15 protein-coding genes are annotated in these 17,593 nt (G+C 74.7%); 10 read left to right on the top strand and 5 right to left on the bottom strand.

The window, feature by feature from the left end; genetic code table 11:
• Window positions 1-47 precede the first annotated feature (47 nt).
• A complete protein-coding gene (locus D1J60_RS11110; RefSeq protein WP_241253220.1) occupies window positions 48-1,898 on the top strand; it encodes a serine/threonine-protein kinase in 1,851 nt (616 codons plus the stop codon).
• A gap of 71 nt (window positions 1,899-1,969) precedes the next feature.
• Here the strand turns inward: D1J60_RS11110 and D1J60_RS11105 are convergent, their stop codons facing one another.
• Window positions 1,970-2,311 carry a hypothetical protein gene (locus D1J60_RS11105; RefSeq protein ID WP_125820989.1) on the bottom strand — a complete coding sequence of 114 codons (342 nt, stop codon included), beginning with the start codon at window positions 2,309-2,311 and terminating at the stop codon, window positions 1,970-1,972.
• Window positions 2,312-2,413: 102 nt separating this feature from the next.
• On the opposite strand from D1J60_RS11105, the gene D1J60_RS11100 reads away from it, so the two are divergent.
• Together D1J60_RS11100 and D1J60_RS11095 are read left to right on the top strand one after the other, a co-directional pair.
• The gene (locus tag D1J60_RS11100; protein WP_125820988.1) at window positions 2,414-4,687 is read left to right on the top strand and encodes an acyl-CoA dehydrogenase; all 2,274 of its coding nucleotides are present in this window, start codon (window positions 2,414-2,416) and stop codon (window positions 4,685-4,687) included.
• A 33-nt stretch (window positions 4,688-4,720) separates the two neighbouring features.
• Window positions 4,721-5,905, top strand: a complete 1,185-nt coding sequence (locus D1J60_RS11095; protein ID WP_125820987.1) for a lipid-transfer protein — start codon at window positions 4,721-4,723, stop codon at window positions 5,903-5,905.
• 85 nt (window positions 5,906-5,990) lie between these two features.
• On the opposite strand, the gene D1J60_RS11090 is transcribed toward D1J60_RS11095, so the two are convergent.
• On the bottom strand, window positions 5,991-7,253 hold the full coding sequence (locus D1J60_RS11090; protein ID WP_164720882.1) for an amidohydrolase family protein: 1,263 nt from the start codon (window positions 7,251-7,253) through the stop codon (window positions 5,991-5,993).
• 226 nt (window positions 7,254-7,479) lie between these two features.
• Between D1J60_RS11090 and D1J60_RS11085 the strand changes: the two genes are divergently transcribed.
• Window positions 7,480-8,784 (top strand): cytochrome P450, encoded by a 1,305-nt coding sequence (locus D1J60_RS11085; protein ID WP_241253219.1) that lies wholly within the window; start codon window positions 7,480-7,482, stop codon window positions 8,782-8,784.
• Between the two features lie 81 nt (window positions 8,785-8,865).
• Here the strand turns inward: D1J60_RS11085 and D1J60_RS11080 are convergent, their stop codons facing one another.
• Window positions 8,866-9,225, bottom strand: coding sequence for a DNA-binding response regulator (locus D1J60_RS11080; protein WP_241253548.1), 360 nt, complete (start codon window positions 9,223-9,225; stop codon window positions 8,866-8,868).
• Between the two features lie 251 nt (window positions 9,226-9,476).
• On the opposite strand from D1J60_RS11080, the gene D1J60_RS11075 reads away from it, so the two are divergent.
• The 3 genes from D1J60_RS11075 (at window position 9,477) to D1J60_RS11065 (ending at window position 12,491) form a co-directional block, all read left to right on the top strand.
• Window positions 9,477-10,349, top strand: a complete 873-nt coding sequence (locus D1J60_RS11075) for a MaoC/PaaZ C-terminal domain-containing protein (protein ID WP_125820984.1) — start codon at window positions 9,477-9,479, stop codon at window positions 10,347-10,349.
• Window positions 10,350-10,389: 40 nt separating this feature from the next.
• Window positions 10,390-11,466, top strand: coding sequence for a Zn-dependent alcohol dehydrogenase (locus tag D1J60_RS11070; protein ID WP_125820983.1), 1,077 nt, complete (start codon window positions 10,390-10,392; stop codon window positions 11,464-11,466).
• Window positions 11,467-11,549: 83 nt separating this feature from the next.
• The gene (locus D1J60_RS11065; RefSeq protein ID WP_125603488.1) at window positions 11,550-12,491 is read left to right on the top strand and encodes a 3-oxoacyl-ACP reductase; all 942 of its coding nucleotides are present in this window, start codon (window positions 11,550-11,552) and stop codon (window positions 12,489-12,491) included.
• A gap of 70 nt (window positions 12,492-12,561) precedes the next feature.
• Here the strand turns inward: D1J60_RS11065 and D1J60_RS11060 are convergent, their stop codons facing one another.
• Window positions 12,562-13,197 carry an HAD-IA family hydrolase gene (locus D1J60_RS11060; RefSeq protein WP_125820982.1) on the bottom strand — a complete coding sequence of 212 codons (636 nt, stop codon included), beginning with the start codon at window positions 13,195-13,197 and terminating at the stop codon, window positions 12,562-12,564.
• Window positions 13,198-13,230: 33 nt separating this feature from the next.
• Window positions 13,231-14,388, bottom strand: a complete 1,158-nt coding sequence (locus D1J60_RS11055) for a hypothetical protein (RefSeq protein ID WP_241253218.1) — start codon at window positions 14,386-14,388, stop codon at window positions 13,231-13,233.
• 176 nt (window positions 14,389-14,564) lie between these two features.
• On the opposite strand from D1J60_RS11055, the gene D1J60_RS11050 reads away from it, so the two are divergent.
• The 3 genes from D1J60_RS11050 to D1J60_RS11040 are packed head-to-tail and all read left to right on the top strand — an operon-like array spanning window position 14,565 to window position 17,589.
• The gene (locus tag D1J60_RS11050; protein ID WP_125605266.1) at window positions 14,565-15,425 is read left to right on the top strand and encodes a Nif3-like dinuclear metal center hexameric protein; all 861 of its coding nucleotides are present in this window, start codon (window positions 14,565-14,567) and stop codon (window positions 15,423-15,425) included.
• Window positions 15,422-16,165, top strand: coding sequence for a C4-type zinc ribbon domain-containing protein (locus tag D1J60_RS11045; protein ID WP_125820980.1), 744 nt, complete (start codon window positions 15,422-15,424; stop codon window positions 16,163-16,165). Before D1J60_RS11050 ends, D1J60_RS11045 begins: the two co-directional genes overlap by 4 nt.
• Window positions 16,165-17,589, top strand: coding sequence for a bifunctional RNase H/acid phosphatase (locus tag D1J60_RS11040; protein ID WP_125820979.1), 1,425 nt, complete (start codon window positions 16,165-16,167; stop codon window positions 17,587-17,589). Before D1J60_RS11045 ends, D1J60_RS11040 begins: the two co-directional genes overlap by 1 nt.
• Window positions 17,590-17,593 lie beyond the last annotated feature (4 nt).

The raw sequence follows: 17,593 nt of genomic DNA, 5'->3' as shown, positions 1-17,593 counted from the left end.
GGAGGGCGGGAGGCATGGAGCCGTTAGGGCCGTCGGGGCCGTCGCACGTGGGGCCGTTCCGTGTGCTGGGCGTGCTCGGCGAGGGCGGTATGGGCCGGGTGCTGCTGGGCGCCGCGCCGGACGGGCGGCTGGTGGCCGTCAAACAGGTCCTCGCGCGGTTCGCCGACGACGACGGGTTCCGGGCCCGGTTCCGGCGGGAGGTCGCGGCGTCCCGCAAGGTCTCGGGGGCCTATACGGCGGCCGTGATGGAGGCCGACGCGGACGCGCGTACCCCTTGGCTGGCCTCGGTGTTCGTCTCCGGGCCCTCGCTGGGGGCGGCCGTCGAGGCGGTCGGGGCGCTGCCCGAGGAGACCGTACGCCGCCTCGCGGCCGGGCTGGCGTCGGCCCTCGCGGAGATCCACCGGGCGGGTCTGGTGCACCGGGACCTGAAGCCCGAAAACGTACTGCTCGCCGAGGACGGGGTCCGGGTGATCGACCTGGGCATCGCGCGGGCGGCCGAGAGCGGGGCCGACACCCGGCTGACGCACACGGGTCTGGTGATCGGCTCGCCGCCGTTCATGTCGCCCGAGCAGGCCGAGGGGCGGGAACTGACCCCGGCGAGCGACGTGTTCTCGCTGGGTTCGGTGCTGTTCCTGGCCGCCACGGGACGCAAGCCGTTCGCGGGCTCGTCGACCCTCATGACCCTGTACGACGTGGTGCACGCGGAGCCGGACCTGGCCGCGGTCCCGGCGGGGCTGCGGCTCGCGGTGGAGCGCTGCCTGGCCAAGGACCCCGCCGCCCGCCCGGCCCCGGCGGAGCTGCTGGGCCTCCTCGGGCCGGTGGTCCCGGCGGGCCGCCTGCCGTGGCCTCCGGCGGTGCACCGGATGATCGCCGAGCAGGGCACCGCCATCGACCGTCTGCTGGGCGCCGCCGCCGGGGGCGCGGTCCGCCCGGCCGAGCCGGAGGCGCCGGCGCCGGTCGCGGGCCCCGTGCCCGCGGAGCCCCCGGCCCGGCGGCAGGACCCGGCCCCGGGCCGGGCGCGCGCGGCGGCGCCGGGCGGGACGCAGGACCCGTACGCGGACCCGGGCCGGGGCGGGGACCGCGGCCCGGCCGGGGATGCGGCCACGGACCCGGACTCGGTCGGGGATCGCGGCCCGGCCGGGGACGCGGCGACGGTCGCGGCCGTTCCAGGGCGTGCCGCCGGGGAACCCCGGCCGACGCTCGTCCACCTTCCGGACGAACCGCCCGTCGCCGTGGGAGCCCCGGCTCCAGGGGCGGACGGGCGGCCCGGGCGCCGGAGCGTGCTGCGCGTGGCCGGTCCGCTGCTGGGGGCCCTCGCCCTGGTGGCGGCCGGTGCCGGGGTGTGGGCGTACGGGCAGCAGCCCGGGGGGTGGTGGGGGGAGAAGGTGCACACGAAGCTGAGCCGCTGCGACAGCGCGGGCGCCAAGCTGCCGCTGCCGGCCGGGGTGGACCGGGCGCCGACGCTGGACACCGTCCTGCCGGAACGCGGGGCCGGGCCCACCACCTCGGTGCGCTGCTACTGGTTCGGCGGGGGGAAGCCCCGCGTCATCGCGGAGTGGGCCCTGAAGCTCGACGGCGTGGGCGGCCGCGACGGGCCGGAGGAGCAGCGCGAGCGCCTCGCCTCGGACCGGCGGACGGTGGAGGCGGCCGTGCGCCCGGTGGAGCAGACGAAGGTGGGGCTCGGCGACGAGACGCTGTGGAAGGACAGCTGTGAGCTCGTGGTCCGCGACGGGAACCTGAGGCTCTCCGTGTGGAGCGGAAGCGGAAGCGACTCGGGTGAGAGCACGCCGTCCGGGAACGGGTCCGGCGCAAGCGAGTCGCCCGCCGCGCCGCCGGAGTGCCGCTCGGAGGTCGTGGCGATCGCCCGCGCCGCCCTCGCGGCCGTGCCGGCCGACTGACGCCCGCGCCTGCGGCGCGGCCCCCCGGCGGGCGCCTTCCGCCGGTGGACGGCCGGCGGTTCGGGGCGGCGTCAGGTTCCCGCGGGCGGCGTGAGGCGGCGGCGGTTGCTCGTGCCGCAGGTGAGGCAGACCAGCCAGTCGTGGAGTTGGCCGGTGTCGGTCTCCCAGGGCTCGCCGGCGGCGTTGGAGTCCTCCTCGCCGCAGAAGACGCAGGTCCCCTCGTCGCCCTCCAGGCGCCGCATCGGGTGCAGCGGCCGGTCGGCCGCCCGACGGTAGCCCAGCCAGCCGCATCCGGTGCACTGCCACCACTGTTCGGGCCTCGGGGACGGCGGTGCCCCGCCCCAGCGGTTGCGGCGGTAGGTGACGCTCAGCGCCGTCAGCGCTCTCCCGCAACGCGGGCAGTCCGGGCTCATGGCGACAGCCCACCGCAGCCCCCGGACCGCCGCAAGGGGAGTGTCGAGAAGAGAACGTTTCTGACCTTCCGTCAGATTGAAACGTGTTCTAGTCTGCCGCGCATGGGCATCGGAATCACGCAAGAACAGCGGGAGTTGGCCGACGCCGTGCGCGGCTGGGTGGCGCGGGCCGTCCCGCCCGAAGAGGTGCGCAAGCTGCTCGACGCCCCGCCGCAGGCGGGTACGCGGCCCGGCTACTGGGACGGGCTGGCCGCGTCCGGGCTGCTGTCGCCTCACCTGGAGGGCGGGACCCTGCTGGATCTGGCCGTCGTGGTGGAGGAGGCCGCCCGGGCGGCGCTGCCCGGGCCCTTCCTGCCGAGCGCGCTGGCCTCCGTACTCCTGGACCGGGCGGGGGCCGAACCGCTCGACGCGCGGGTCGGGGCCGTCGCCCTCGGGGTGGGCGGTGTCACCGCCGTCCCCGCCGAGGGGGGTGGCTGGCGGCTGGACGGGGTCGCGCCGCCCGTGCTCGGTGCCGCCGAGGCCGACCTCGTGCTGCTCGCCGCCGAGGCGGACGGCGGGACCCGCTGGTACGCCGTGGACGCCGCCGCGCTGGAGATCCGCACCCACGAGAGCGCCGACCCCACCCGACCCACCGCCGAGGTCCGCGCGCGGGCCGTCACCGTCCCGCCCGGTCGGCTGCTGGAGCTGGACCCCGACCTCGTCCGGGACCTCGCCCGCACCCTGTTCGCCGCCGACGCCTGCGGCACCGCCGCCTGGGCGCTCCACACCGCCGCCGAGTACGCGAAGACGCGCGAGCAGTTCGGCAGCCCCATCGGCCGCTTCCAGGGCGTCAAGCACCTGTGCGCCGACATGCTGGTCCGCCTCGAACAGGCCCGCGCCCTCACCTGGGACGCCGCGAACAGCGCAGCCGAGACCACAGCCCGGCCCGTGGCCGGGGCCGCCGGACCTGCGGCTGAGACTGCCGCCCGGCCCGCCACCGAGACCACCACCGGACCCACCACCGGACCCGCGGCCGAGACCGCAGCCGAGCCCTTGGACCGGCCCGCCCCTCAGGCCCCGCAGGCGCGTTCGCTCGTTGCCGCGCTCGCCGCCGCGACCGCCCTCGACGCCGCCTGGTCCTGCGCCAAGGACTGCATCCAGATCCTCGGCGGCATCGGCTTCACCTGGGAGCACGACGCCCACCTCTACCTGCGCCGCGCCCTCGTCGCCCGCCAGCTCCTCGGCCCCGGCGACGCCCACCGCATCCACGCCGTGCGCCTCGCCGCCGCCGGCGCCCGGCGCGAGCTGCGCCTCGAACTCCCGCCGGAGGCCGAGGCCCACCGGGCCGCCGCCCGCGCCGCCGTCGCGGCCGCGCGGGGACTCGACCCGGCCGCCGCCCGCCGCGCGCTGGCCCCCACCGGCTACGCGGCCCCCTACCTCCCGCCGCCGTACGGACTCGGCGCCGGACCCGCCCAACAGCTCGTCGTCCAGCAGGAGCTGAAGGAGGCCGGGGTCAGGATCGCCGACCTCGGCATCGCCACCTGGGTCGTGCCCTCGCTCCTCGCCTACGGCACCGACGAGCAGCGCGCGGCCCACCTCCTGCCGACCCTGCGCGGGGACACCACCTGGTGCCAGCTCTTCTCCGAGCCGGGAGCGGGCTCCGACCTGGCCTCCCTGCGGACCCGCGCCGAGCGTACCCCCGACGGCTCCTGGAAGGTCAACGGGCAGAAGGTGTGGACGAGTTCCGCGCACACCGCCGACTTCGGGATCCTGCTCGCCCGCACGGACCCGGCCGCACCCAAGCACAAGGGGCTCGGCTACTTCGTCGTCGACATGAAGAACACCCCCGGCATCGAGATCCGCCCGCTGAAGGAGATCACCGGCGAGGCCCTCTTCAACGAGGTCTGGTTCGAGGACGCCGTCCTCCCCGCCGACGCCCTGGTCGGAGCGGCCGACGGCGGCTGGAAGGTGGCCCGCAACACCCTCGGCAACGAGCGCGTCCACATGGCCGACCAGATGACCTTCGACACCGGACTGGAGGCGCTGATCGCCCGCTCCACCGGACTCGACGACTCCTACCGGGCCCGCATCGGCGCGCTCGCCGCCGAGGCGCACGCCCTCGCCTGCATCGGCCTGCGGACCACCCTCCAGCAGGTGTCCGGGCTGGAGCCGGGCGCGGGCGCGTCCGTACGCAAGCTCGTGCAGACCCCCCACCAGCAGCGGACGGCCGAGCTGGCGCTCGAACTGCTCGGCCCGGCGGGCGCGGTGTGCGAGGGCGCGGGGGAGCGGGCGGTGCACGGGACGCTCATGTCCCGCTGCCTGACCATCGCCGGGGGCACCACCCAGGTCCAGCTGAACGTCGTCGCCGAGCGGATCCTCGGCCTCCCCAGGGACTGAACGACCAACGGACACGGACGAGGAGTCACGCAGATGAAGTCGTACATCGTGGGCGTCGGCATGACGAGGTTCGAGAAGCCGGAGTCACGGGACTGGCAGTACTGGGACATGGTCAAGGAGGCCGGCGGTGCGGCGCTCGCCGACGCGGGCGTGGACTACGGCCTCGTCGAGCAGGTGCCGGCCGGCTACTGCTTCCAGCCCTCCACCGCCGGGCAGCGGGCGGCGTACGAACTGGGCCTGACCGGCGTGCCCGTCTACAACGTCAACAACAACTGCGCGACGGGTTCGACGGCGTTGATGATGGCGCGACAGTTCGTCCAGGGCGGACTGGCCGACTGCGTGCTCGCCGTCGGCTTCGAGAAGATGAAGCGCGGCGCGCTGGGCGGCGGCGCCGACGGCGGTGATTTCAAGACGTCTCCGGTGGCCCGGCACTACGGGATCATGGCGGCCGCGCACGGCTTCGAGATGTCCCCGCCCACCGCGCAGATCTTCGGGAACGCGGCCCGCGAGCACATGGAGCGGTACGGGACCACGCCCGCCCAGCTGGCGGCGGTCGGCGCCAAGAACCACCGGCACTCCGCGAACAACCCGAACGCGCAGTTCCAGGACGTGTACACGGTCGAGGAGGTCCTCGCGGCCAAGACCATCCACGACCCGCTGACCAAGCTCCAGTGCTCGCCCACCTCCGACGGGGCCGCGGCGGCCGTCGTCGTCTCGGAGCGCTTCCTGGTGGCCCACGGGCTGCACGACAAGGCCGTGGAGATCGTCGCCCAGGCGATGACCACGGACACCGCCGAGAGCTTCGGCGGCTCCTGCATCGACGTCGTCGGCAAGCCGATGACGGCCGCCGCCGGCCGCAAGGCGTACGAGGACTCCGGGCTCGGCATCGAGGACGTCGACGTCGTCGAGCTGCACGACTGCTTCTCCGTCAACGAACTGCTGACGTACGAGGCGCTCGGCATGTGCGCGGACGGGGCCTCCGGCAAGCTCGTGGAGAGCGGCGCGACGACGTACGGCGGGCGGTGGGTGGTCAACCCCTCGGGCGGCCTGATCTCCAAGGGCCACCCGCTCGGGGCGACCGGGCTCGCGCAGGCGGCGGAACTGGTGTGGCAGCTGCGCGGCGAGGCGGGCGCCCGCCAGGTCCCCGGCGCCCGGGTCGGGCTCGCGCACAACATCGGGCTCGGCGGCGCGGCGGTGGTGACCCTGCTGCGGAGGTAGCTCACGCCGGGGGGAGGGGGGCTCCGGGGGCCGGGCCGGGGTACGGCCCGCGCCCCGGACCCACGGCCCGGCCCGCCAGGTGCCCCTACGCCGGGACGAGGCGCGGCATCAGGCGCAGCGCGTTCTCCCGGTTGACGGCGCGGCGCAGCGCGGGCGTCAGCGCCGGGTCCGAGGCCAGCGCGGGGACGGCGACGTCCGTGACCATGTCGGCGGGGCAGGCCGGCCAGTCGCTGCCGAACAGGATCCGGGAGGGGTCGACGGTGGCCAGCAGGGTGCCGGCCGGGGACATGGGGCCGGCGGTGTCGTAGTAGAAGCGGTGCAGGTGGTCCCGGACCACCGCCGGTTCGACCGGGGGGTCGAAGGAGCCCGCGAAGGCCTCCAGCCGGGTCGCGATGTGGGGGAGGAACCCGCCGCCGTGCGGCAGGATCACGGAGAGGTGGGGGAAGCGGTCCAGGGTCCGGTTGCGGATCATGTTGGCGGCGGCGCGGGTGGTGTCGAGGAGGAAGTCGCAGAGGAAGTTCGGAACCCCGGGCACGGTCACCCCCGGAGGCCCCGGCCGGCCGGCGGTGGTGGCGCCCCCGGGCCCTCCCGGCCGGGCGGACCCGTACGGGCCCCCGGCCGCCGTCGGCCCGCCTGCCGGTACCCGCGCTCCGGGCCTGCCCAAGGGTGTCCCGCCGGCCGCGCCGGGCCCGCCTGGCAGCCCCGCGCCGGGTGCCTCGGGTGCTCCGGGCCTGGCGGCTGCGCCCGGGACCGGTCTGGCGGGGATCCCGGCACTCGGTGGCGACGGGAGGTTGTGCGGGTGGGTGTCCACCACCGCCGAGCGTTCGTCCAGTTCGGCGAAGATCCCGTCGTACACGGGGTCTCCCAGGTACACCCCGCCGTAGTTGGCGGTGACGTTCACCCCGACCGCGCCCAGCTCGTCCAGCCCGTGGCGCAGCGCCCAGGAGGACACCTCCAGATCGTCCAGGAACAGCGGGGTGTGGAAGAAGAAGCGGCCCGGATGCGCCTCGACGGCCTCCACCGCCGCCCGCAGGGTCACCGTGATGGCCTCCCGCAGCTGCGCGGAGCTCTCGTACCGCGCCGGCAGCATCGGCTTGAGAACGGCCGTGGCGATCCCGGCCCGGTCCATCAGCGCGAGCGCGGACTCCGCGTCCCAGTGGGCCCACGGCGGCAGCGCCGCGGGGTTGACCAGCCCCCGCGCCTCACCCCACTCCCGCCACTGCGGCGCGCAGAAGTGGTGGTGGACGTCGATCACCGCCCGGCTGCCGTCGTCCTCGTGCTCCGGGGCCGTGGAACCGGTCAGTGACGCACCGCTGGCGGTGAAACCGCCGGCACCGTATTCCGGCATGCGCGCATTCCCTTTCTTCGGGCCGCACGACGTTTCGCACGACGTGTCGCGGAAAGTGTCGCGGAACGGGATCAGCGCACACCCTAGGGCGGGCCCGGGCCGCCGTCGCCCGGACATTCCCGAGGGGGAGGATTCGGCTCCGAACGGGTCAACGCGGTTTTGTCTTCGTTCGGCCCAGGGAAAGGAGCCGACTGTCAATTCCGGGATACCCGAGAGGTATGGGCGCGTGACGACTGAACCGACGGTGGCAGTGGGGGACGGACCCGCCCTCGAAGACGCGGTGGAGGCGGTGACGAAGGGCACGCCGGAATACCGGCAGTGCCCCTACCCGGTCTACCGGTCGCTGCGCGAACAGGCCCCGATCGCCCGGCTGACCCCCGGCCACGGGGTCGACACGTACCTCGTCACCCGGTACGAGGACGCCCACGCGATCCTCGCCGACCACCGCATCGGCAAGGACATGCACGAGGCCATCGACACCTACCACGCCCTCTTCGGGGACGCGTGCGAGGCGCTCGACGACAACCTCCTCTTCGCGGACCCGCCCCGGCACACCCGGCTGCGCCACATCGCCAAGACCGCCTTCACCCCGCGCCACGTCAAGGACCTGCGCCCGCACATCCAGGAGCTGGTGGACGGGCTGCTGGACCGGTGCCCGACCGACGAGCCCGTCGACCTGATGGCCGCCTTCGCCCTGCCGCTGCCCGTCATGGTCATCTGCGAGCTGCTCGGCATCGTCGGCGACGAGCGCGTCGAGGTGCTGAAGTGGTTCTCCCAGGTCACCCGCTCGCGCTTCAGCCGGGACCTCAGGCACGAACTGGTCGAGGCCGAGCACTGGCTGCGCGACTACTTCACGGACCTGATCCACCGCACCCGCGAGAACCCCACCGACGACTTCCTGAGCGTGCTGGCGGAAACCCCGCACGACGAGGAACCGCTGACGGACGACGAACTCGTCTCGATGATCTGGGTGCTGCTCTTCGCCGGGCACAAGACGACCACCCTCCAGATCGGCAACTGCGTGTACAGCCTGCTGACCAATCCGGACCAGTTGGAGGCGGTCCAGGCGAACCGGGAACTCCTGCCGCAGGCGATCGAGGAAATGGTCCGTTTCGAGGGATCGGTGGAAACCTCCACTTTCCGTTACGCGCTGGAGGACGTGGAAATCGGCGGGACGCTCATTCCGCGGGGTGCGGTCGTGCAGATCGCCCTCGCCTCGGCGAACCGCGACCCGGAGAAGTTCCCCGACCCCGACCGGCTCGACGTCACCCGCGAGGGGCTCCAGGGCAACCACCTCGGCTTCGGCTTCGGGGCGCACTACTGCCTGGGCGCCCCGCTGGCCCGCCTGGAGCTGGAGATCTGCCTGACGTCGCTGCTGGACCGCTTCCCGGACATGGTGCTGGCGATGCCGTCGGCGCACGGCGGCGACTGGCTGAAGGGGCCGTTCCCCGCCTTCCGGGGGCTGGAGCGGCTGCCGGTGGCGCTGGACCCGTCGCGGATGGTCGACGACTGGACCAAGCCCGCGGGCTGAGCCCCCGCAGGGACATCCCCGAGGCCCTCCGCCGGCGCCGGCGGAGGGCCTCGGGGATGTCCGGGGGGCGTCCGGGGACGTCTACGTACCCCCGAGCGCGGGGTCGATCACCGTCTCGCCCATGGAGGCCCGGCGCAGGCAGTCCGCGAGGTCCTCGACGGGGCCGTCCCGCAGGACCAGTCCCGCCGCGCCCGCCGCCAGGGCCGCCTCCGGAAGGCCGGGGCGGGCCGAGCGGGCGGTGACCAGGACCCGGCATTCGGGGTCCTCGGCCAGCAGGGCGGTCACCGCGGCGACCTCCTCCACCAGCGCCACCTCGGGCCGGGCCACGGGGGAGTCGACCACCTCGATGTCCGGCTGGAGGCCGAGCAGCAGCGCGAGGGCCGGGTCCGGGGGCTCCAGCAGGACGCGCAGCGAGCGTGCGGGCCGGTGCGTCACGGGCATTTCGTCCACCGGCGAAGCGTATCCGCCGGTGTCCGGCGCGGTGGGCAACACGCTCCGGCCAAAGGTCATCTGACGCGAGGTCAGGAGTCTTCCCAAGTGCTGGGGCGTGCGTTATACATGCCTTCAGCCGACGCTAGAACGCGTTCTAGAACGCGTGCGGTGGCGTCCGGCTCCGCACACGACCTCGGTGCGGCCGACGGTGCGGACGGCCGCACCGAGGTCTTCCAAGGAACCGAAGGAGCAGCATCCTCATGCCGATCGATGCCGCGAGGGCCCTGGCCGCCGAACCCCGACAGGGGAACATCGGCTGGGACCACAAGGACGTCCAGCTCTACCACCTCGGCCTCGGAGCGGGCGCGTCGCTGAACGGCCAGAGCCTCGCCACGGACCCCGACGAGCTCCGCTACACCCTGGAGTCCAAGCTGCACGTCCTGCCCAGCTTCGCGACCGTCGCCGGAGCCGGAATGGCCATGCTCGGCGGCCTCGCCGCCCCCGGCATCGAGGTCAACCTCGCCAACGTCCTGCACGGCGGCCAGTCCATCGAGCTGCACCGGCCCATCCCCGTCAAGGGGAACGCCACCTCCTCCGCCAAGGTCGCCGCCCTCTACGACAAGGGCAAGGCGGCGGTGATCGTGCTGCGCACCGAGGTCGCGGACGCCGACGGGCCGCTGTGGACCAGCGACGCGCAGATCTTCGTACGCGGTGAAGGCGGGTTCGGCGGCGAGCGCGGCCCCTCCGTCAAGGAGGAACTGCCCGGCCGCGCCCCCGACCGCACCGAGGAACGGGCCATCCGCGAGGAGCAGGCGCTGCTCTACCGCCTCTCCGGGGACTGGAACCCCCTCCACGCGGACCCGGAGTTCGCCAAACTGGCCGGCTTCGACAAGCCGATCCTGCACGGCCTGTGCTCGTACGGGATGACCCTCAAGGCCGTCGTCGACACCGTCCTGGACGGGGACGTCTCCCGGGTCCGCGCCTACCGCACGCGCTTCGCCGGGATCGTCTTCCCGGGAGAGACGCTGCGCATCCGGATGTGGCGCGAGGAGGGCCGCGTCCTGGTCTCGGTGACCGCCGCCGAACGGGACGACGCGCCGGTCCTCGCCGACACCGTCGTCGAACACTCGTAGCACCTCGTAGCACTCGTAGCACCCATTAAGGAGCCGCACCGTGCGCGCAGCACTGCAGAGCGAGATAGGCCAGGACAAGCTGGAGGTCGTCGACGACATGGAGGCCGTGGGCTTCGGCCCCGGCAAGGTCAGGATCCGCGTCAAGGCCACCGGCCTGTGCCACTCCGACCTCTCCGCGATGAGCGGCGTACTGCCGCAGCCGGCCCCCTTCATACCCGGCCACGAGGGCTCCGGCGTGATCACGGACGTCGGCGACGGGGTCACCTCCCACCGGATCGGCGACCGCGTCCTCGTCTGCTGGCTGCCGCCCTGCGGCCACTGTCCCGCCTGCAAGCGCGGCCAGGGCCACCTGTGCCTGGAGGCCTTCGGGAACGTCGCCACCCCCAACTTCAGGCGCGCCGCCAGTGACGTCTTCGGCTTCGCCGGCACCGGCACCTTCGCCGAGGAGCTGGTCGTCCCGGCCGCCTGCGCGATCCCCATCCCCGACGACCTGCCCTTCGACATCGCCGCCCTCATCGGCTGCGGCGTCACCACCGGACTCGGCGCGGCCATCAACACCGCCAGGGTGGAGGCCGGCTCCTCGGTCGCCGTCATCGGCTGCGGCGGCGTCGGCATCTCCGTCATCCAGGGCGCCAAGGTCCAGGGCGCGGCACAGATCATCGCCGTCGACCCGGTCGCCTCGCGGCGCGAGGCCGCCCTGCGGTTCGGGGCCACCGAGGCCGTCTCCCCGCAGGAGCTCGCCGACGCCAAGAACCGGATCACCGCCGGCGAGGGCTTCGACTACGTCTTCGAGGTCGTCGGCAAGTCCGCGACCGCGCAGAAGGCGTACGAGACGACCCGCCGCGGCGGCTCCGTCGTCGTGGTCGGCGCGGGCGCCCTCGACGACGACTTCCAGGTCAACATGTTCTCCCTGTTCTTCGACGAGAAGAAGATCCTGCCCTCCATGTACGGCGGCGGCGACGTCCTGCGCTCCTACGAGCGCACCATCGCGCTGTGGCGGGCCGGACGGATCGACCTGGAGAACCTGATCACCCACCGGGTGAACCTGGCCGAGATCAACGACGCCCTGGACCAGATGCGCACCGGCGTGGCCCTGCGCACCTGCATCGAACTCTGAGACCGCCGACCGACCGGCCGCCGACCGACCGCCGCCCACCGGCCACTGTCCACCGCTGCTCACCGTTGAGAGGAACGCCACGGATGTCACTCCCACTTGAGGGGCTCTCCGCCATCGTCACCGGCGCGGGCCGCGGCCTCGGCCGGGCCGAGGCCCTCGAACTCGCCCGGCTCGGCGCGAGCGTCGTCGTCAACGACTTCGGGCAGAGCGGCCGCGACGGCTCGGGCGAGGCCTCGGCCGCGCCGGCGGAGGAGGTGGCCGAGGAGATCCGCGCGGCGGGCGGCCGGGCGGTGGCCCACCTGGGCGACGTGGCCGACTTCGAGCAGGCCCGGGAGCTGGTCGGCCTCGCCGTCTCCTCCTTCGGCAAGCTCGACGTCCTCGTCAACAACGCCGGCATCCTGCGCGACCGGATGGTCTTCTCCATGACGGAGGACGAGTGGGACTCGGTGATCCGGGTCCACCTCAAGGGCCACTTCAACACCACCCGCTTCGCCGCCGCGCACTGGCGGGAACGCTCCAAGGCGGCCGGCGGGCCGGTGTACGGGCGGATCGTCAACACCTCCTCGGAGGCCTTCCTCGGTGGCTCGGCCGGCCAGCCCAACTACGCGGCCGCCAAGGGCGGCATCGTCGGCCTGACCACCTCGACCGCCCTGGCCCTGGCCAAGTACGGGGTGACGGCCAACGCGATCTGCCCGCGCGCCCGCACCCGGATGACCGAGGACGTCTTCGCCGGCTTCCAGGTCCCCGAGGACGGCGAGCTCGACGCCCTCGCCCCCGAGCACGTCTCCCCGCTGGTCGGCTACCTGGCCTCGCCCGCCTCCGCCAAGGCCAACGGACAGCTCTTCGTCGTGCACGGCGGGATCGTCGTCGTGATGGAACGCCCGCGGGTGGCCGCGAAGTTCGACACGGCCAAGGAGGTCTTCTCCTACGAGGAGCTCGACGCCCTCCTCACCCCGCACTACGACTCCCGCCCGGCGAACGAGACCTTCGCGGCGGCCGAGGTCCTGGGCCTCAAGCACGGCTGAGCGGTGCACGGCGGCGGCCCGGGGAGGGGACCCCCGGGCCACCGCCGCACCTCGTCCGCAGCGGTGCCCCTCAGTCCAGGAAGGCGAGCGCCGCGCGCAGGTCGTCCGGCCCGCGGTAGTGCACACCGGTCATCCCGAAGGCGACGGCCGCCTCCACGTTCTCCGGCCGGTCGTCCACGAACAGGCACCGCTCCGGGGCGGCGCCCGCCCGCGCGGCGGCGATCGCGTAGATCTCCGGGTCCGGCTTGGCCACGCCCTCCCGTGCGCTGCTGACCACGTGGTCCGCGAGGTCGGTGAGCCCCATCGCCGCCAGGTCCTCGTCGAGGTCCAGGGCGGCGTTCGTCACCAGCACCAGGCAGAGCCCGGCCGCCCGCGCCCCGCGCAGTACGGACACCACCGCCTCGTCGGCCGCGAACGGGGACCGGGTCATCGCCTCGGCCAGCTCCCACGAGCGGGCTTCGGCGTAGTCCTCGCGGAGCCGCTCGGCTATGGAGTCCGCCCACTGCTCCCGGGTGATCCGGCCGAGCAGCAGCGGCCGGTCCAGCTCGGGGGAGAACGCCAGCTTCGCCGTGGTGCCCTCGTGCAGGCCGGCCAGGCGTTCCAGCGCGGCCAGTTCGCCGCAGTCGTAGAAGCGGATGACGTTGTCGAGGTCGCACAGGAGCGCGTCGAAGGGCCGGTCGGCGGCGGGGCGTTCGGTGATCGTCACGCCCCTTCCCTATCACGGGGCCCCGTACGCGGCTCAGCCCAGCGGCGCCTGCTGCAGCGGCACCGGCCGCGGCGCCGGCGCCGGGGGCGGGTCCACGCGCACCGGCGGCGGCGGGGCCGCTGGCTGGCTCAGGCTGACGACGCCGCACGGCACCCCGGGGGTGGCGTACGGCAGGCACAGCCGCCCGTCCGGGGTCCACAGCCCGCTCCCGAGCCAGCCCTGCGGGGCGCCGAGCCGGAAGACGTACCGGTCGGCGGGACGCCACAGCGCGAGCCCGCCGTCGCCCAGCCGGAGCGCCACCCCGCAGGTCTCCGGCATCAGGACCTGCCCGGGCTGCACCGCGAAGGGGTGGGCGTCCTCCAGCCGCAGGCACTCCGGGAAGCGGACCGGGCGCTCGCTGCCCAGCACCCCCCAGCCCAGCCGGGGCTCGCCCGGGGCGTCCGAGCGGATCAGCAGCAGCCCGCTGTCCGGGGCCGCCAGCAGCAGCCGGTCGTCGCTGTCCTCGGCGATCTGGAGCAGCGGGCTGACCACCCCGCCCCGCCCCAGGTCCACCGCGACGGCCTTGGTGCGCCCGTCGGCCTCGCGGTCCAGGGCCAGCAGCCGGCCCGTACGGTCCAGCCAGACCCCGCCCGAGCAGCGGCCCGGGACCACCGCGACCCGCTCGGGCCCGCCGGAGCCCCCGGCCACCCGCCAGACGGTGCTCTCCCCGGCCCCCACCGCCAGGGCGAAGGCCCCGCACCCGTCGGGGGACGGCGGCAGCAGGCGGACCCGCAGCCCTTCCTCGGCGTCGACCGCGCCGAGGCGGAACTCCCCGGTGCGGGGGCCGGAGGCGGCGCCCGAGGGGTAGAGGAGGGAGAACTCGTGCCGGTCGGCGACCCGGCGGTGGATCAGCACCTGCCCGTCGGCCAGTGCCAGCACCTCGCTGTCGGCCTCCTCCGGCTGCGCGAGCGGCAGCGGCACCGCGTACGGCTCCGGGCCGCCCAGCGTCCACCGCTCCGGGTAGCGCGCCTCCCCCTCCCCGGCCAGCCGGGCCGCGTACGCCCCGTCGGCGGACACCGCCAGGGCGGGGGCCGGGGCCGGGCCTTCGGGAGCCCCCGGGGAATCCGGGAGCTCGGGGACCTCGGGGACCTCGGGGATCTCGGGGTCCGGGAGCGCGGTGTTCGTCGTGATCTCGGTGGCACAGACAGTCATCCGGGCCGTCACCTCCGGGCAGGAAGCTAGTTTTCGCACTTCCAGCCGAACAACACGTCCCGGCCCGCTTCACACGTACGGGTGGCCGACCACCGATTCGCCGGTGGCGCCGGAGGCGGTTGTGCTGGCGCCCCGGTCAGGGGACCGGCGGTCGCCGTGGACGGTAGCCTTGGCCCGTGCCCCGTCTCTCTGAAGTCATCGCCGCGCTGGACGCTCTGTGGCCCCCCTCGCGGGCCGAGGAGTGGGACGCCGTCGGCACCGTCTGCGGCGACCCCGATGCCGAGGTCACCCGGGTGCTGTTCGCCGTCGACCCCGTACAGGAGATCGTCGACGAGGCGGTGAAGCTCGGCGCCGACCTGGTCGTCACCCACCACCCCCTCTACCTGCGCGGCACCACCACCGTCGCCGCGGGCACCTTCAAGGGCCGTGTCGTGCACACCCTGATCAGGAACGACATCGCCCTGCACGTGGCCCACACCAACGCCGACACCGCCGACCCCGGCGTCTCCGACGCCCTCGCCGGCGCCCTCGACCTGCGTGTCACCGGCCCCCTCGTGCCCGATCCGACCGACCCGGCGGGCCGCCGCGGCCTGGGCCGCATCTGCGAGCTCGACCACCCCGAGACCCTGCGCGAGTTCGCCGCCCGCGCCGCCGCCCGGCTGCCGCGCACCGCGCAGGGCATTCGCGCCGCCGGCGACCCGGACGCGCTGATCCGCACCGTCGCCGTCAGCGGCGGCTCCGGCGACAGCCTCTTCGCGCAGGTCCGCGCCGCCGGCGTGGACGCCTTCCTCACCGCCGACCTGCGCCACCACCCGGTGTCCGAGGCCCGCGAGCAGAGCCCGCTCGCCCTCGTCGACGCCGCGCACTGGGCCACCGAGTGGCCCTGGTGCGAGCAGGCCGCCGCGCAGCTCGACGCGATCTCCGAGCGCCACGGCTGGGGTCTGCGGACCCACGTCTCGCGCACGGTCACCGACCCCTGGACGGCGCACGCGCCGTCCGCCACACCCCCTTCTAGTGCCTCTGGAGCCCCCAACTGAACGCCGAGCCCGCCGACCAGATCCGACTTCTCGACGTCCAGGCCCTGGACGTCCGGCTGTCTCAGCTCGCCCACAAGCGCAAGTCGCTGCCCGAGCACGCCGAGGTCGACTCGCTGACCAAGGACCTCAGCCAGCAGCGCGACCTCCTCGTCGCCGCCCAGACGCAGGCCAGCGACGCCGCCCGCGAGCAGACCAAGGCGGAGCAGGACGTCGACCAGGTGCGCCAGCGCGCGGCCCGGGACCAGCAGCGGCTCGACTCCGGCGCGGGCATCTCGGCCCGGGACCTGGCGAACCTGCAGAGCGAGGTCGCCTCGCTCGCCAAGCGCCAGGCCGACCTGGAGGACGTCGTCCTTGAGGTCATGGAGCGGCTGGAGGGCGCCCAGGAGCGCGTCACCGAGATCACCGGGCGCGTCTCCGCCCTGGAGGCCAAGCTGGCGGACGCCACCGCGCGCCGCGACGCCGCCACCGGCGAGCTCGACGCCGAGGCCGCGAAGGTCGCCAAGGACCGCGAGGTGATCGTGGCCTCCATGCCGTCCGACCTGATGGCGCTGTACGAGAAGATCCGCGTCAAGCAGGGCGGGGTCGGCGCCGCGCGCCTGTACCAGCGCCGCTGCGAGGGCTGCCGGCTGGAGCTCGACATGGCCGAGATCAACGAGATCAAGGCCGCGGCCCGCGACCAGGTCGTCCGCCACGAGAACTGCGGCCGCATCCTGGTCCGTGCGGCGGACTCGGGCATCTGATGCCGCGTTTCGTCGTGGAGGCGGACGGCGGCTCCCGGGGCAACCCGGGCCCCGCCGGCTACGGGGCGGTCGTCCTCGACCCGGCCACCGGTGAGACGCTGGCCGAGCGCGCCGAGTTCATCGGCGTCGCGACGAACAACGTCGCCGAGTACAAGGGCCTGATCGCGGGCCTGCGGGCGGCGGCCGAGCTGGCGCCGGACGCGGAGGTCCGGGTCCGGATGGACTCGAAGCTCGTCGTGGAGCAGATGTCGGGCCGCTGGAAGATCAAGCACCCCGACATGAAGCCGCTCGCGGCCGAGGCGGCGAAGATCCTCCCGCGCGCGCAGGTCACGTACGAGTGGATCCCGCGCGAGCGGAACAAGCACGCGGACCGGCTCGCGAACGAGGCCATGGACGCGGGCAAGCGCGGCAGGCAGTGGGAGCCGTCCGCCTCGACGGCCGACCTCGCCCCCGCCCCGGCCGGGCCCCCCGGCGACGCGGCGAAGGGCGCGGCCGCGGTGCGCGCCGCCCTGGCCTCCGGCGGTGGTACGCGCACCCGTGCGGCCGAGGTCGGCACCGGCTCCCACGGTGCCGCCGGGGCCGAAGCGGCCGTAGGCGCCGGTACGGGCACCCGTGCGGCCGGCGCCGACGTGCGGGCCGCCCGCAGCGCTGCCGCGTCCGGGGCGGACACCCTGTTCGCGGACGCGCCGGCCGAGGTACCGGCCGCCCCCGCCCGTGTCCCGGCCCCCGCCGGTGCCCCCGCGGCCGGAGCCGCGGCGGCTCCCGCCGCCACCGGGACCGGATGGGGCGGCCCCGACATGGGGACCCCCGCCACCTTCGTGCTGCTGCGTCACGGCGAGACCGCCCTGACCCCGCAGAAGCGCTTCTCCGGCAGCGGCGGCACGGACCCGGAGCTGTCCCCGGCCGGCCGCCGCCAGGCCGCGGCCGTCGCCGAGGCGCTGGCCGCGCGGGGCACCGTACAGGCCGTCGTCAGCTCCCCGCTGCGCCGCTGCCGGGAGACCGCGCAGGCCGTGGCGGACCGGCTCGGGCTGCCCGTCGCGGTCGAAGAGGGGCTGCGCGAGACGGACTTCGGGGCCTGGGAGGGGCTGACCTTCGCCGAGGTGCGGGAGCGCTTCCCGGACGACCTCCAGGCGTGGCTGGACTCCCCGCGTGCCGCCCCGACGGGCGGCGGCGAGAGCTTCACGGCCGTCACCCGGCGGGTGTCGGCGGCGCGTGACCGGCTGCTGGCCGCGCACGCGGGCGGCACGGTGCTGCTGGTCACGCACGTGACGCCGGTCAAGACGCTGGTCCGCCTCGCGCTGGGCGCCCCGCCGGAGTCCCTGTTCCGGATGGAGCTGTCGGCGGCGTCCCTGTCGGCGGTGGCCTACTACGCCGACGGCAACGCCTCGGTCCGGCTCCTGAACGACACCTCGCACCTGCGCTGACGGC

Source organism: Streptomyces sp. W1SF4, assembly GCF_003950035.1.
Taxonomy (GTDB): Bacteria; Actinomycetota; Actinomycetes; order Streptomycetales; family Streptomycetaceae; genus Streptomyces; species Streptomyces racemochromogenes.
This window is presented reverse-complemented; position numbering and strand designations above follow the sequence as displayed.